This window comes from Pseudomonas putida, from assembly GCF_005080685.1.
Classification (GTDB): domain Bacteria; phylum Pseudomonadota; class Gammaproteobacteria; order Pseudomonadales; family Pseudomonadaceae; genus Aquipseudomonas; species Aquipseudomonas putida_V.
In genome coordinates, this window is the sequence record NZ_CP039371.1 from 3,023,102 (window position 1) to 3,038,132 (window position 15,031).

Here is a 15,031-nt window from a genome sequence, read left to right on the forward strand (position 1 = left end):
GGCTTCGCCGGTGTTCGCGGGTAAACCCGCTCCCACAGGTACGGCGCAGGCCTTGGCAGTTGTGAAGATCCTGTAGGAGCGGGCTTGCCCGCGAAGCAGACGCCGCGGTGTGTGGCACCGGCTTCGCCGGTGTTCGCGGGCAAGCCCGCTCCCACAGGTACGGCGCAGGCCATGACATCAATGAGTAATCTTTGGTTCTCTGGGAGCCGGCGTGTCGGTAGTCACGGGCGTGGCCCGTGTCATCCTCTCGACTCTCCTTTGTCTCAATGACTGGTCGGCATCGCGAATTCAGCCCCCTTGGCAATCGCCTGCGGCCAACGTTGCATGATGCTTTTCTGCTTGGTGTAGAAGCGCACGCCTTCTTCGCCATAGGCATGCATGTCGCCGAACAGGCTCTTTTTCCAGCCACCAAAGCCATGCCAGGCCATTGGCACCGGAATCGGCACGTTGATGCCGACCATGCCCACCTGGATGCGCCGGCCGAACTCACGGGCGATATGGCCATCGCGGGTGTACAGGCTCACGCCATTGCCGAATTCGTGGGCATTGATCAGGTCCACCGCCGCGGCGAAGTCCTTCACCCGCAGGCAGGCCAGCACCGGGCCGAAGATCTCTTCCTTGTAGATGCGCATGTCCGGGGTGACGTTGTCGAACAGCGTACCGCCCAGCCAGAAACCGTCGCCACAACCCTCGCCAGCTGCCTGACCATTGAAGTTGCGCCCGTCCACCAGCAGCTTGGCGCCTTCCTTCACGCCCTGGTCGATGTAGCCAGTGATACGCTCCAGCGCCGCACGGGTAACGATCGGGCCCATTTCCGCTTGGAGATGGGTGCCATTTAGCACCTTGAGCTCGCGGGTGCGTTCGATCAGCTTGGGCATGACCTTTTCGGCGGTACCTTCACCGACGAACACCGCCACGCTGATGGCCATGCAGCGCTCGCCGGCCGAGCCATAGGCTGCACCGATCAGCGCATCGACCACCTGGTCGATGTCCGCGTCGGGCATCACCACCAGGTGGTTCTTCGCGCCGCCCAGGGCCTGTACGCGCTTGCCGTGGCGGGCGCCGGTTTCATAGATGTGGTTGGCGATCGGGGTGGAGCCGACGAACGACACCGCCTGCACATCGGGGTGTTGGATCAGCGCATTGACCGCGTCCTTGTCCCCTTGCACCACGTTGAACACGCCGTCCGGCAAACCGGCCTGCTTGAGCAGTTCGGCGATGAACAGGCTTGGACTCGGGTCCAGCGGGCTCGGCTTGAGCACGAAGGTATTGCCGGTGGCCAGGGCGACCGGAAACATCCACATCGGTACCATTACCGGGAAGTTGAAAGGGGTGATACCGGTGACTACACCCAGCGGCTGGCGCAGGGTCCAGTTGTCGATGTTGGTGCTGACCTGATCAGTGAAGTCGGTTTTCAGCAACTGTGGTGCGCCACAGGCGAACTCGACGATCTCGATGCCGCGCATCACTTCGCCCTGGGCGTCGGTGAAGACCTTGCCATGTTCGGCAGTGATCATTCGCGCCAATTCATCGCGGTGCTCGTTGAGCAGTGCCAGGAACCTGTTCAGCACCCGTGAGCGGCGCAGCGGCGACAGGTTGCTCCAGGCCGGGAAGGCGGCCTTGGCCGAGGCCACGGCGGCGTCCACGTCACGTTGCGCGGACAGTTGCACCTGGCCGGTGACGGCACCGGTGGCCGGGTTGTAGACCGGCAGTTGCTGGCCGCTGGTGGCCTCGGCCTGGGTGCCGGAAATCCAGTTCATGATGGTTTGGGTCATAGTCTTTCTCGCTTGGCAGGGGAATCAGTAGATGGCGTAGACCTTGCGCACGGTTTCCAGCACGTCCCAACGCCCGGTCCAGCCCGGGGGCAGGATGATCAGGTCGCCGCCGCTCACTTCCACCACTTCATCGGTGCTGCTATCGGTGAGCAGTGCCTTGCCGAAAATGATGTAGGTGAACTCGGTATCGGGGCGTTCGATGACGGGCCAGCCACCGGGTTGGCACTCCCATACGCCGAGGTTGCCGACCGCTTGCGGGGCCAGCGTCTGGATGGCGATCTGCGGGTCGCCCTGGTCGGCGCCTGCGCGCTGGCCGGCAGGTTGGAGCGGTAGGGCCTTTAGGTCGGCGTGCTTGAGGATGGTGAACGAAGGCATGGTCTTTCTCCTTATCAATGGGCGCCGGTCAGCTTTTCCAGCAGCATCGCGGTACGTGAAGGTTTGTGGGTGTAGCGTTCCTCGAGGTCGCTGAGCGAAGCCGCGGCGAGTCCGCCATTGACGCCGAACCAGCGCAGCGGCTCTGGCTCCCAGGACGGCGAGTGGTGGTTGACCAGGGGCAGGGTGTTGATCGGTTCGTCGCGCTCGAGAATCAGATTGCGCAGGATCCGCCCGGCAAGGTTGCTGGTGGCCACGCCATCGCCGACATAGTTGCCGGCCCAGGCCAGGCGCTGCTTGCGGTCGATGCTCACGGTCGGGCACCAGTCGCGCGATACGCCCAGGGCGCCGCCCCAGCGATGGGTGATGCGGGCATCGGCCAGGGCAGGGAAGAACTCGAGCAGGGTCTGGTAGATCCTGGCGTGGGTACTGTCCACCAGGTCGGCTTGCTCGGACATGCGCGATCCCCAGTTGTAGGGCGCGCCACGGCCCCCGAATACCAGGCGACCTTCTGCCGTGACCTGGCCGTAGACACGCAGGTGGCGCATGTCGTTGAAGGCCATGCGGTGGTCGAGCTTGAGCCGGGCAAGTAGCTCGGGCGACAGTGGCTCGGTGGCCAGTACCAGCGAATACAACGGGATGACGAAGCGCGACTTGCCTGGCTGCTGCGAGGTGAAAGCCTCGGTCGCGCGCACGGTCACTTCGCCACGCACCGATCCGCACGCGGTGTGCACCACACCGGGTGCCATCTGTGTCACCGCCGACTGCTCGTAGATTTTCGCACCCAGGCGCTCGACCAGTTGCGCGAGCCCCCGTACCAGCTTGCCAGGGTGGATCAGCGCACAATGCTCGGTGTACAGGCCGCCCAACGTGCCCTCGGCGTTGAGGCAAGACTGCGCCTGGCCAGCCTCCAGCACGCGCCATTGGTCCGGCAGGCCAAACCGCGCCGCACTCTCCACCGCTGCCCGCGCCCGAGCCATCTGCGGCGCGCTGCGGGCCAGGGACAAAAAACCCTGCTTGGCATAGTCTGCGTCGACGCTTTCCAGGGCCAGTACCCGACCTATTTCATCGACCGTTTCGTTCATTGCGCCTTGCAAGTGCAGCGCCGCCTGGTGCGAGTAGAGTTGTTCGACCCGGTGCAGGGAAATCGGGAAGATCGCCGAGGCCCAGCCACCGTTGCGCCCCGAGGCGCCGAAGCCGACCTGGTGCTTTTCCAGCAGCACCACGCGCAATGCGGGGTCGGCCTTGAGCAGGTAATAGGCGGTCCACAGCCCGGTGTAGCCGGCGCCGACGATCACCACATCGGCGTCGATGTCGTGCTCCAGGCGCTCACGCGGCTGACTGGGGGCGAACCAGAGCGGTTTGTTGGGTAACTGCGGCAAAGCGATTTTCGCTGACATGTTGTGGCTTCCAATGGCTGCCCGGAACTTGGGTTGAGTCTGATGCGGCGCTCAGGGCCGAGCGCTTTCCACCGTGCCAGCCTGGCCGGCACGCCGAGGGCTGCGTGACACCAGGTACGAGGCGGCGATGACGAGAATGGCGATCAGGCACTGCAGCAGGCTGACCTGCATCGACGGATCGAAGGCCATGCTCACCAGCACGGCGACGATGGCGGCAGTGACCAGCAGCGGCAGCCATGGGTGGCCCCACATGGCGAATTTCAGCGAGCCCTCGGCAAGCCATCTGCGGCGCAGCTTGAGTTGCGACAGGCAGATGACCAGGTAGACGAACAGGAACACCGTGCCGGAGGAATTGATCAGGAACTGGAACACCGTGTCTGGCCACAGCGCAGCGATCACCACGCAGCCGTAGCCGACCAGGGTCGAGGCCAGCACGCCACGCACCGGTACGCCCTTGCGATTGACCGTGGCCATCCAGCGCGGCGCCTCATCGTGGGAGGCCAACACGAACAACAGGCGCGAGGAGGTGTAGAGCCCGGCGTTGAGCACCGACAGGACCGCTACCAGGATGATCACCGTGAGCATGTCTCCGGCACCGGGGATACCGATGTGCTCGAGGGTGGTCACGAACGGCGACTTGCCGGGCGTGAGGCTGGTCCAGGGCTGGGCGACGACGATGAAGAAGGTGGCCAGCACGAAGAACACCAGGATGCGCACCATCACCGTGTTCACGGCCTTGCGGATATTGCGCGATGGGTCTTCGGTTTCGGCAGCGGCCAGGGTGGCGACCTCGACCCCGGTCATGGAAAAGATCACCACCACCACGCCGGTGAACAACGAGCCGATGCCATGGGGCAGGAAGCCGCCGTGCTGGGTGAGATGGCTGAAGCTTGCATCCGAGCCGGGCCAGAGATGGAACACATAGGCGCCGGCTACCAGCAGGAACACCACGATGGCCGCCACCTTGACCCCGGCGAACCAGTATTCGGCCTCGCCGAAGGCATGTACCGACATCAGGTTGAGCAGGGTCATGCCGAGCATCAGCCCGAGGGCGATGACCCACACTGGAAGGTCGGGGACCCAGGCATTGATGATCTGCCCGCCGACCACCGCTTCGAATCCGACCACGATCACCCAGAAATACCAATACAACCAGCCGGTCATGTAACCGGCCGGGCGCCCGAAGGCGAGTCGTGCATAGTCGACGAAGGAACCTTTCGTGGGGTGGGCCGCGGCCATCTCGCCAAGCATGCGCATCACCAGGGCGACGATCAGGCCGGTGATGGCGTAGGTGATGAAAGCGCCAGGGCCGGTCGACGCGATGACCGCACTGGAGCCGACGAACAGCCCCGCGCCGATCACGCCACCGAGGGCGAGCATGCTGATGTGGCGGGTTTTCAATGCACGTTTGAGGCGGGGATCGTGTTCGGACTGAATAGGCATGGGCCGGCTCCTTTTATTTTTAGTGATCAACGCTGCCTGGAGGGGAGGTTATGCAGCGGGCCCACGGGCGGGTATCGCTAAAAGTTCAGGTGGCCAAGGGGTGGTTCGTACAAATGTATGACGTCGGTTTGGGTGATCTGCGGCCGGCATTCGTGGCTTCAGGAACGATCTTTGCTGATTGCTAGCAATCCACAAGAAGGAGCTAGCAATGAACGAGTCCCTGGTCGCCCATTCACGCGGCGGCGTGCTCTGCACCCCACACCCTCTGGCGAGCGCTGCAGGCCTGGAGGTACTGGACGGCGGTGGTACCGCCATCGATGCGATGTTGGCTGCGAGCGCGGTCCTGGCGGCGGTCTATCCGCACATGACCGGGCTGGGCGGTGATGCACTGTGGTTGCTCCATGATGACCAGGTACGCACCATTATCGGGATCGGCCAGGCCGGCGCGCAGTTGCCGTCGACAGGCGCGATCGCCCTGCGCGGGCCGGCATCGGTCGCGACCACGGCCGGGGCCATGGCCAGCTGGGTAGAGGCCAAGGCGTTGAGCGAGCGCTGGGGCTCGCGGATGGCCTGGAGCGATCTGCTGAGCGGTGCTGTAGGGCTGGCCCGCAATGGCGTCGAGGTTTCGGCGTCGCAGCTGTTCTGGCAGGGCCAGCGCGCCAGCCTGATCGAAAGCCTGCCGGGTCTGCATCCGTTGTGTAAAAGCGAGGGACGCTGGCTGCAAGCGGGCGACCGTCTGCGTCAGCCGGCACTGGCCAATAGCCTGGAGCACCTTGCGCGTCGCGGCCCGGATGACTTCTATCACGGCGAGCTGGCAGAGGCTTTCGGCGTTGCTTTCGCCGCGCTGGACTGCGGCCTGACGCTGGATGACCTGCGGGCGACCCAGGCCCGTTGGGCGGCGCCGATTTCCGTGCGCTATCGCGAGGGCCGCTTGTACAACGTCGCACCGCCCACCCAGGGACTCTACACCTTGCGCGCCATGGCGGCGCTCGATGGCATGGACCTGGGTGAGAACGGCTCGCCACGTTATTACCACTTGCTGGTCGAGGCGATCAAACAAGGTCTGCTGCAGCGCAACCGGGAACTGCACGACCCTTTGGCCAGCGGCTGGGACTTCAAGCACGCTCTCGATCAACCACGCGCCACACTGGACGCCGAGCACGCCGCTCCCTGGGCGGAGCCAGGGCAACCTGCCGACACCGTCTGGATGGCCGCCTGCGACCGCTCCGGGCGCAGCGCCTGCCTGATTCAGAGCCTGTTCCATGATTTCGGCTCCGGCTGCATCCTCGGTGATACCGGTATTCTGTGGCACAACCGTGCGGCCGGGTTCAATCCGCAGCCGAGCCATCCCAATGCCTGGGCGCCTGGCAAGCGCCCGGCTCACACCCTCAACCCCTCTGCCTACCTGGCCGATGATGGCCGCCGTTGGTTCTTCGGCACACAGGGCGGCGATGGCCAACCGCAGACCCAGATGGTCGTCGCCAGTCAGTTGATCGATTACCAGCAATCCGCCGAAGCGGCGCTGCGGGCGCCGCGCTTCTTGCTGGGGCGCAGTTTTTTCGACAGCACCGACAACCTCAAGCTGGAGGCCGATATCGGCGCCACGGTGCTGCAAGGGCTGGCCCAGCGTGGGCATGCGTTGGAGACGACGCCGGCGTTGAGCCCGTTGATGGGCCTGGCCGGGGTGATCGCCATCGAGCCCAACGGCCAGCGCACCGCCGCCTATGACCCGCGCAGCCAGGGCAGCGCCCTCGCTCAGGACGATTGATACACGCCAATTGCCGCGCAACCGGGCCCGGCGGATAATGCCGGCCCAACGCGTTCGAGGGTTTCGAGGTTTCGATGAAAGGCAAAGCGGTCAGCAGCAAGCAACAGGAAGTCCAGCGCATCGCCGACATGCTCGCAAAGGCCATCGCCCAGCACCGGCTGCGGCCCGGTGCCCGGCTGATCGAGGCGCAGATCGTCGAGACCCTGCAAGCCAACCGCAACCACGTGCAGGCGGCGTTGCAGCGCCTGGCCATGCAGCGCATCGTCGACATCGAGCCCAACCGTGGCGCCACCGTTGCCCAGCCCAGTGCCCGTGAGGCTCGCGAGATCTTCGCTGCGCGCCGGGCAGTGGAGCGGGCGATCGTCGAGGCGATCACGCCGGCGCACATCACCGAGCACCAGGCGCGCATCGACCAGCACATGCGCGACGAGCGCGAAGCTACCGCCAGCACCGACCGGCGCGCCATCGTTCGTTTGCTCAGTGAGTTCCATCTGTTGCTGGGCGAGGTGTGCGGCAACCAGGTGCTGGCCGATATCCTCGCCAACCTAATGGTGCGCAGCTCGCTGATCGTCGCGCTCTACCAGCGCGGCGACAGCCCGCCGTGCGCCTCGGACGAGCACCAGGCGGTGATCGACGCGCTGCGCGTGGGTGACCGCGAAGCGGCGGTACGCGAAATGATCGAGCACCTGGACGAACTCGAGGGCCAGCTGGCCCTCGAGGAAGTGGCGGCGCCGGAAGTCAACCTGCGTCAGGCACTGGCAGGGCTGTAGGTGTGCGGCGCAGCAGTTCTGCGGCCGGGCGGACGAACGTCTGCCGGCCATGCTTGAAGCCCATCAGCGGCGGGGCGATGCGTCCGATCACCTCGGCCGGCGAGGGTACGTCGAACACCACGAAGTCCGCTCGGCAACCTGGCTCCAGGCCATAGCGCTCAAGGCGCAGCAAGCGAGCCGAGGTCCGTGAGATCCAGCCCAGGCAAAGCAGCAACTCCTGCGGCGTGCCTAGCTGGGCGACATTGGCGTACAGGTTGGCCTGGCGCACCAGGGAGGCATCGCCGTAGGGCGTGAACGGATTGCCGATGTTGTTGCTCGACAGCGAGCAGGTCACTCCGCATTGGTGCAGTTGGGCCAGTGGCGCCACGCCTCTGGGCTTGTCATGGAAGCGATCGCGTCCGGTCAGGAACAGGTCGGTGGCCGGCAGGCAGGTCACCTGCACACCGGCCTCTGCCAGTGCCCGGCCCATGGCCAGCAGTTCGGGCTTCGGCAATGCCGACAGCTTGGTGACGTGGCCCACGGTGACCCGGCCCTGCCAGCCATGCTGGTGGGTGCAACGGATCACCTCGCCGAGGGTCATGCCGGCGACCTGCAGGTCGAAGTCCAGGTGCAGGTCGAGGTCGCGGTCATAGGCCACCGCCAGCTCGAACAGCCGACGGATCTGCGCCTGTGGGTCACTGTCGGTGTATGGGCATCCCCCGAGCACCTCGGCGCCTTCGTCCAGGGCCTGGCACAGCAAGGCCTCGGTGCCTGGGTTGTCGAGCATGCCTTCTTGCGGGAACACGCAGATTTCCAGGGTGACCGCCCACGCATAATCGGCCTGTAGCCGGCGCACGGCGCGCAGGCCGGTGAGCCCGATACCTGGATCGATCTCCACATGTGTGCGCATGTGCGTGGTGCCCTGGATGATCGCTTGCTCCAGCACCGCCGCGCCGCGGGTATAGACATCGGCCTCGGTGAAGTCGGCCTTTGCCAGGCGGGTCTGGGCGATCGCTTCGGCCAGGGTGCCTTGGTGCAGGTGGCAGCGCGAGAGGATACAGGCCTTGTCCAGGTGAATATGGGTTTCGACCAGCCCTGGCAGTACCAGCCGGCCGCCCAGGTCGAGGGTCGGCGCTGGTTGACGCAGGCGCTCGACGAAGTGGCCGTCCTCGATCAGCAATCGGGTCGGGGTCGGGTCTTCGCCGACCCGTACATTGATCAGTTGCAGGTCGTTCATGCTGCAGCTCCCGTGCCTAGGTAGGCGGCTTCCAGTTGGGGGTCGCCACGCAGCGCCTCGGCGCTGCCATGTTTGACGATGCGTCCGGTTTCCAGCACGTAGGCGCGATCGGCCACCTGCAGCGCCAGGTTGGCCATCTGGTCGACCAGCAGCAACGTCACGCCTTCGTCGCGCAAGGCGGCCAGGGCGTCGTACAGTTCGCCGATCATGGCTGGGGAGAGGCCCAGGGATGGCTCGTCGAGCAACAGGATGCGCGGCTTGGCCATCAGCCCTCGGCCGATCGCCACCATCTGCTGTTCACCGCCCGAAAGCAGCCCGGCCGGGCTGTCGATGCGCTCGCGCAGGCGTGGGAAGCGGGCCAGGATCGCCTCGATCTCCGGCCCGGCGTGCACCTCGTCCTGGCGCACGCTGGCCCCCAGCAGCAGGTTTTCGCGCACGCTCAGTTGGCCAAACAGTTGCCGGCCTTCAGGGACCAGGGCCAGGCCCAGTCGGGCGACCTGGCTGGCATCGAGGCGCTCGATGCTGCGATCGTCCAGCACGATGCTGCCTCGGCTCGGCCGGTGCAGGCCGGCCAGCGCCTGCAGGATGCTGGACTTGCCGGCACCGTTGGCGCCGAGGATGGCGATCAGTTCGCCAGGGTTGACCACCAGGTCGACAGCCTCGACTACGGCAGCGGCACCATAGTCGATGGTCAGGTCGCGCACATGCAGCACGGCATCGCGCGAACCCTTCCAGGCCTGGGCGCGCGGTTGTGCCTGGTACGCGGTGCCACCCAGGTAGGCGGCGATCACCCGTGGGTTGCTGCGCACCTGCTCGGGCGTGCCCCAGGCGATGGGCTTGCCGGCGTCCAGCACCAGCAAGCGCTCGGACACCGCCATCACCAGCGGCATGTCATGCTCGACCAGGATGATCGCCAGGTCGAAACCGGCCAGGCGCCGCAGCAGGTCGGCCAGATGGTCGGTGTCCTGGCGGCCGAGACCGGCGGCGGGTTCGTCGAGCAACAACACGTTGGGGCGGGTGGCCAGCGCCCGGGCAATTTCCACCAAGCGGCGGTCGACGTGGGGCAGATCGTCGGCGGCGACGTGCAGGCTGCCGCGATAACCCACCAACGCCAGCAACTGCACCGCCAGCGCCTTGCGCGCCGTTCGCTGCCTGCCCCAGGGGCGTTCCAGCGCGCCTTGCTGGAAGGCCACCAGGAGGTTCTCCAGCACGCTCAGTTCGCCGAACAGCTGGGTGGTCTGGTACGTGCGGGCAATACCGGCCCGGGCGATGCGCCAGGCTGGTAGGCCTGCGAGTTCACGGCCCAGTTCGATCGAGCCGCTGTCGGCGCGGTAGAAGCCGCTGATGAGGTTGAGCATCGTGGACTTGCCCGCGCCGTTGGGGCCGATCAGGCTGGTGATGCTGCCAGGGTTGGCCTGCAGGCTGACATGTTGCGCCGCTTGCACGCCACCGAAGCGGATACCGATATCCTCGACCTTCAACGCTGCCTGGCCGCCGCCGGCAAAGAACGCCTTGAGTATCGTCGTGTCGACGTTGGCATTGACGGGCTCGTGGGGCGGGCGCCAGAAGCGTCGGGCGAGGCTGCCCAGTACACCCCGTGGCGCTGCCCACAGCACGGCGAGCAACAGCACCGAGAAGGCCAGCAGGCGAAACTCGGCGAAGTCCGCCAGCAGCTCCGGCAGCACCACGATCACCAGCGCGCCGAGCACCGGCCCGAACAGTGTGCCGGCGCCGCCGACGATCACTGCCAGCACGAACAGGATCGACTGCGAGAACGGGAACGCCGCCGGGTTGATGAACATCAGCACCGGCGCCACCAGCGCGCCGGCCGTGCCTGCCAGGCCTGCCGAGAGGGCAAAGGCCAGGGTGCGGGTCTGGACCGGATTGATGCCCAGCGAGCGGGCGGCGATTTCCGAGGCTTTCACCGCGCGCATCGCCAGCCCCCAGCCACTGCGCTGCAGGCTCCAGTAGAACAGCAGCGCCGCCAGCATCAGGCCCAGCGCGGCGAACGCCAGCAACAACCCGGGGTCGATTTCGCCAAGGCTCGGCAATGGGATGCCCATCAGGCCATTGGCACCGCCGGTTACGCCGCGCCACTCGATCAGGCCGTTGTGCACCACCAGGGCAAAGGCGATGGTGATCATCGCCAGGTAAGGCCCGCTGACCCTTAGCGCCGGGATCGCCAGCAGGCCGCCGAGCAGTGCGCAGCCGAGGCTGGCCAAGGGCAGGGCTGCGGACAGTGGCAACCCGGCCAGGGTCAACAGCGCCGACAGATAAGCGCCGATGGCATAGAAGGCAATGTGGCCGAAGGACATCTGCCCAGACAAGCCGATCAGGATGTTCAAGCCGACCCCGACGCTCACCGCCAGGGCATACAGTGTCAGGATCAGCAGCCAGTAGCTGTCGAGGTTCAACGCCAGGCCAGCACCGGCGATGCCGAGCAATGCCAGGCCCAGGGGAGCGAGCAGTGTGCGAATCGTCATACCTTCACCCAGAGTTTGCGGCCGAACAGGCCGTCAGGTCGTATTGCGAGCACTACGATCACCAGTGCGAAACACAGCAATTGAGTGAACGCGGAGCCGAAATACAAGGTCACCAGCGCCTCGGTCAGGCCGAACAGCAGGCCGGCGGCGAACACCCCGCCGGCACTGGCGATGCCGCCCAGGATGGCCACGGCGAAGGCTTTCAGGCCGAACAGGGTGCCCATGTCGGCATGCACGCTGTACAGCGGTGCGATCAACAGCCCGGCGATGCCGGCGAACACCGTCGACAGCGCGAATGCCGCCGCCACTACCCGGTTCACCTCGATGCCCATCAGCCGCGCTGCCCGCGGGTTCTGCACGCAAGCTTCCAGGCGCAGGCCCAGCGAGGTGCGTCGGCGCACCCAGAACAACGCCGCCGCCACGGCCGCGCCGGCCAGCGGAATGGCCAGTTGCACGGCATTCACGCTGCTGTCGCCCAGGTCCAGGCGCAGCTGGGTCAGGGCGCTGCCGAATTGCCGCGGCTCCTTGCCGAAGGTGAACATCGCCAGGTTGTCCAGCAGCAGGCCGCCGGCAACAGTGGCCATCAACCAGGCATCCGAGCCGCGGGCGTGGAAGGGGCGCACCAGGAAGCGTTCGATCGCCAGGCCCAGCACCGCGCATAGGGCGAGGGTGACCGGCAGCGCCAGCCACAGCGGCCAGCCCCAGGTCACGGTCAGGCTGTAGCCGAGTACGGCGCCGACCATCATGGCGCTGCCTTGGGCAAAGTTGACCGTGCGTGACACGGCGTAGGTCAGGTGAAAACCCAGGGCCAGCAGCGCGTACATGCTGCCCAGGCCGAGCCCGCTGAGCAGGGCGGTGGTGATCATGTCGAAGGCCTCCGCTCAGGGCGCTACGGGGACGATGGTGTCGCCGTCGAAGCGGCTGAACACGTAGTCATCGGGGCCCAGGGCATCGTGGCGCTCGGGGGTGAAGGGCTGCTGGTAGTGCTTGATCAGCCCTGGGTAGTCGCTGATCGCGTAGAACCCTTCGCGGATCTTGCCGCCAGTGGTGTCCTGCGCCTTGTCGATCGCCAGGCCGACCAGGTGCATGGCGTCATAGGCGTTGGCGATACCCACCGCAGGGGTCACGTCGGCCAGGCTCTTGATCTGCGGATAACGTTGCTTGAGGGCGGCCAGCAAGGCATCGCCTCGGGCGCTGTTGTGCTCGCTGAAGACGAAGGTCTGGATGAAATGCACGCGCCCGGCATCAGGGCCGGCCAGTTCGCCGAAGCGGCCACCGGCCGGCCCCCAGTGCGACACCATCGGGACTTTCCAGCCCATCTGGTCGAGCGATTTGACCACCTGGGCGGAGGGGCCGACGTTGCCTACCAGCAGCAGGGTGTCGACACCGGCATTTTTCAATCGTGTGAGCTGCGGGACCATGTCCAGGTCACTGTCTTCGAAGCGCTCGGCAGGTGCCTTGGACATATCGCGGCGGGCGATGGCCGCGTTGAGGCCAGCCAGGTTCGACTCACCCCAGGGGTTGTTGGCCAGGATCAGTCCCGGTTGCTTCATGCCCTGGCGCAAGCCGTACGCAACCAGGGCTTCGTCGACCTGCTCGTCGACCGCCGAGACGCGGAACACGTAATTGTCCTTGGCGCCGTTCTCGGTGATTTTCGTGCCTGCGGCCCAGATTCCCATGAATGGCGTCTTCATCTGGTTGGCCAGCGGCACGATGGCGAGCGACACCGGCGTGTCGAGGCCACCGAACAGCACGCTGACTTTTTCTCGCTGGATCAACTCGCGCGCTGCGAGCATGCCCTTGGCCGGGTTGCTTTCGTCGTCACGGCGCACCAGTTCCACCGGCCGCCCGAGCAGGCCGCCCTTGGCGTTGATTTCATCGATGGCCAGGGTCAGGCCTCGGGTCAAGGCTTCGCCGGACTTGGCCGACTGGCCGGACAAGGCGGCCACCAGGCCGACCTTGATCGGCTCGACGGCTTGCGCCAGGCCGCTGACACATGCCAGGGAGAGCGCTGCGCAAGGCAGCCAGCGACGCAGCAGGGAACGGGTGGACATGGGGCGAACTCCTGATTGCTAGCAATTTGTAAGAATGTGCTAGCAAAACAGGTGCCACTTGGAAAATACTCTCGATACCCCGTGATTCGGGCCCCTTTAGCAAGGAGCAGCGCCCTTGCTTGCACTGGATCAAGGCAATGGGCGGGGCCAATGCCCCGTTCTGGACAACCCCGGAGACTTTTCCATGACCGACAGCAACACTGCCGTACAGATCGTCCGCGACTTCCTCGCCGCTTCCATGGCGCCTGACCCGGTACGTGCCGCCACCTTCATGAGCGACGACGTGCGCATCACTTTCACCGGCGGGCGGCCAATGCCGACGCCCACCGACATCACCGCGTTCAACGGCGCCCGGTACACCTGGGTGAAGAAGGCGCTGGGGCAGTTCGATTGGTGCGAACGCGAGGACCATACCGTGGTGTATTCCAACGGTACGCTCTATGGGCAGTGGCCGGATGGCCGCAGCTTCTCCGGCAACCGCTATCTGGATCGCTTCGAGGTGAAGGCGGGCAAGATCGTGCGCATGGACGTCTGGAACGACAGCGCCGAGTGGATGCTGATGCCGCAGATCAGCAAGGCGTGAAGAACAGGGCGCGCCGTGAGGCGCGCCATTACACGCAACGGTGTGCTCAAGGGCGTCTCTGCCAGCATGACAAGCGATAATGCTCGATTATTGCTTGTCATAAACTCATGGATTCAAAGACCTGTTTCACGCTAAGATGGCACGTAATTACATATGCCGTAACACAGTACGAAATAGTAGGAGCGATCATGGCAAGAGGCGGTATAAACCTGGCTTTGGTGCGCAACGCGCGTGAAGCGCTGTTGGCGCGTGGCCAAAATCCCAGTATCGATGCCATTCGTATCGAGTTGGGGAATACCGGTTCGAAAACCACCATCCAGCGTTATCTGAAAGAGATCGGCTCGTTCGATCCGCGCCCGGTGGCGTCGCCTTCTCGCTTGAGCGACGAACTGAGCGCCTTGGTCGGCAAGCTGCTCGAGCGTCTGTTGGAAGAAGGCAACGAGGCGTTGATTCACGAACGTGCAGCCTTTGCCCAGGAGCGCGAAGCACTGGAGGAGGCTACTGCCGCGCTCGAAGCCAAGCTGGGTGCTTCACAGTTGGAAGTTGCTCGCCTGCAGTCGGCCTTGCAGGCGCAGGTCGAGGAGCTCAAGACCACGCAATCCAGTCTGCAAGCGGAAATCACCCGCAACGCCCGCATTAGCCAGAGTTGCAGCGACCTTGAAGTTCGCGTGCAGGAAAAAGACGAGCAGATTCGCTCGCTGGAGGACAAACATCAGCATGCCCGTGATGCCCTGGAGCATTACCGCGCTTCGGCCAAGGAGCAACGCGACCAGGATCTGCGCCGTCACGAAACGCAGTTGCAGCAACTACAGCAGGAGCAGACGATCCTGCAGCAAACGCTGATCGTGAAGCAGGATGAAATAACCCGCTTGATCCGCGACAACGAGCGCCTGCTCGGCGAAAATCGCCAGCAGGCCAGGGAGGCGGCTCAGCAGCGCGACGTGGTCGAGCGCTTGCGTGGCGATGTCGGGGTTGCCAGCGCCGCCACCGCCCGCGCCGAGGGAGCAAAGGAGTTGTTGCAGCAGCAATTGCAAACGCTCACCGCCGAGGCGGGTGAGATCCGTGCTGCGCACGCTGCCGGCCAGGCACGGGAGGCGCGTCTTGTGGCCGAACTGCAGGCCCTTGAAGCCGCGAGAACGGTCGAAGCTTCTTAATGTAGAAATGCGT

12 protein-coding genes are annotated in these 15,031 nt (G+C 65.2%); 4 read left to right on the forward strand and 8 right to left on the reverse strand.

Going from position 1 to position 15,031, the window contains the following annotated elements; translation table 11 throughout:
* Window positions 1-263: 263 nt before the first annotated feature.
* From E6B08_RS13945 to E6B08_RS13960, 4 genes are read right to left on the reverse strand one after another with little or no spacing between them, the layout of a single operon-like run.
* Entirely contained in the window at window positions 264-1,775 is a 1,512-nt protein-coding gene (locus E6B08_RS13945) for a CoA-acylating methylmalonate-semialdehyde dehydrogenase (protein ID WP_136914554.1), read from the reverse strand.
* A 24-nt stretch (window positions 1,776-1,799) separates the two neighbouring features.
* A complete protein-coding gene (locus tag E6B08_RS13950; protein ID WP_136914555.1) occupies window positions 1,800-2,150 on the reverse strand; it encodes a cupin domain-containing protein in 351 nt (116 codons plus the stop codon).
* 14 nt (window positions 2,151-2,164) lie between these two features.
* Complete coding sequence (locus E6B08_RS13955) at window positions 2,165-3,547, reverse strand: NAD(P)/FAD-dependent oxidoreductase (RefSeq protein ID WP_136914556.1); 1,383 nt, start codon at window positions 3,545-3,547, stop codon at window positions 2,165-2,167.
* A 51-nt stretch (window positions 3,548-3,598) separates the two neighbouring features.
* Window positions 3,599-4,990: an amino acid permease gene (locus E6B08_RS13960; protein ID WP_136914557.1), complete on the reverse strand. Its 1,392-nt coding sequence runs from the start codon at window positions 4,988-4,990 to the stop codon at window positions 3,599-3,601.
* Window positions 4,991-5,198: 208 nt separating this feature from the next.
* Here E6B08_RS13960 and E6B08_RS13965 point away from each other — a divergent pair, with 208 nt between their 5' ends.
* Window positions 5,199-6,758, forward strand: a complete 1,560-nt coding sequence (locus tag E6B08_RS13965) for a gamma-glutamyltransferase family protein (RefSeq protein ID WP_238349333.1) — start codon at window positions 5,199-5,201, stop codon at window positions 6,756-6,758.
* A 74-nt stretch (window positions 6,759-6,832) separates the two neighbouring features.
* The gene (locus E6B08_RS13970) at window positions 6,833-7,528 is read left to right on the forward strand and encodes a GntR family transcriptional regulator (RefSeq protein ID WP_136914558.1); all 696 of its coding nucleotides are present in this window, start codon (window positions 6,833-6,835) and stop codon (window positions 7,526-7,528) included.
* Here the strand turns inward: E6B08_RS13970 and E6B08_RS13975 are convergent.
* The 4 genes from E6B08_RS13975 to E6B08_RS13990 are packed head-to-tail and all read right to left on the reverse strand — an operon-like array spanning window position 7,497 to window position 13,281.
* Window positions 7,497-8,744, reverse strand: a complete 1,248-nt coding sequence (locus E6B08_RS13975; RefSeq protein WP_136914559.1) for an amidohydrolase family protein — start codon at window positions 8,742-8,744, stop codon at window positions 7,497-7,499. The genes E6B08_RS13970 and E6B08_RS13975 overlap by 32 nt on opposite strands.
* Window positions 8,741-11,227 (reverse strand): ATP-binding cassette domain-containing protein, encoded by a 2,487-nt coding sequence (locus tag E6B08_RS13980; protein WP_136914560.1) that lies wholly within the window; start codon window positions 11,225-11,227, stop codon window positions 8,741-8,743. The genes E6B08_RS13975 and E6B08_RS13980 overlap by 4 nt, the downstream gene beginning before the upstream one ends.
* Window positions 11,224-12,093 (reverse strand): branched-chain amino acid ABC transporter permease, encoded by an 870-nt coding sequence (locus E6B08_RS13985; RefSeq protein WP_136914561.1) that lies wholly within the window; start codon window positions 12,091-12,093, stop codon window positions 11,224-11,226. The genes E6B08_RS13980 and E6B08_RS13985 overlap by 4 nt, the downstream gene beginning before the upstream one ends.
* Window positions 12,094-12,108: 15 nt before the next feature.
* Entirely contained in the window at window positions 12,109-13,281 is a 1,173-nt protein-coding gene (locus E6B08_RS13990) for an ABC transporter substrate-binding protein (protein WP_136914562.1), read from the reverse strand.
* A 184-nt stretch (window positions 13,282-13,465) separates the two neighbouring features.
* On the opposite strand from E6B08_RS13990, the gene E6B08_RS13995 reads away from it, so the two are divergent.
* Window positions 13,466-13,864 carry a nuclear transport factor 2 family protein gene (locus tag E6B08_RS13995; protein WP_136914563.1) on the forward strand — a complete coding sequence of 133 codons (399 nt, stop codon included), beginning with the start codon at window positions 13,466-13,468 and terminating at the stop codon, window positions 13,862-13,864.
* Between the two features lie 107 nt (window positions 13,865-13,971).
* Window positions 13,972-15,018, forward strand: a complete 1,047-nt coding sequence (locus tag E6B08_RS14000; RefSeq protein ID WP_238349334.1) for a DNA-binding protein — start codon at window positions 13,972-13,974, stop codon at window positions 15,016-15,018.
* Window positions 15,019-15,031 lie beyond the last annotated feature (13 nt).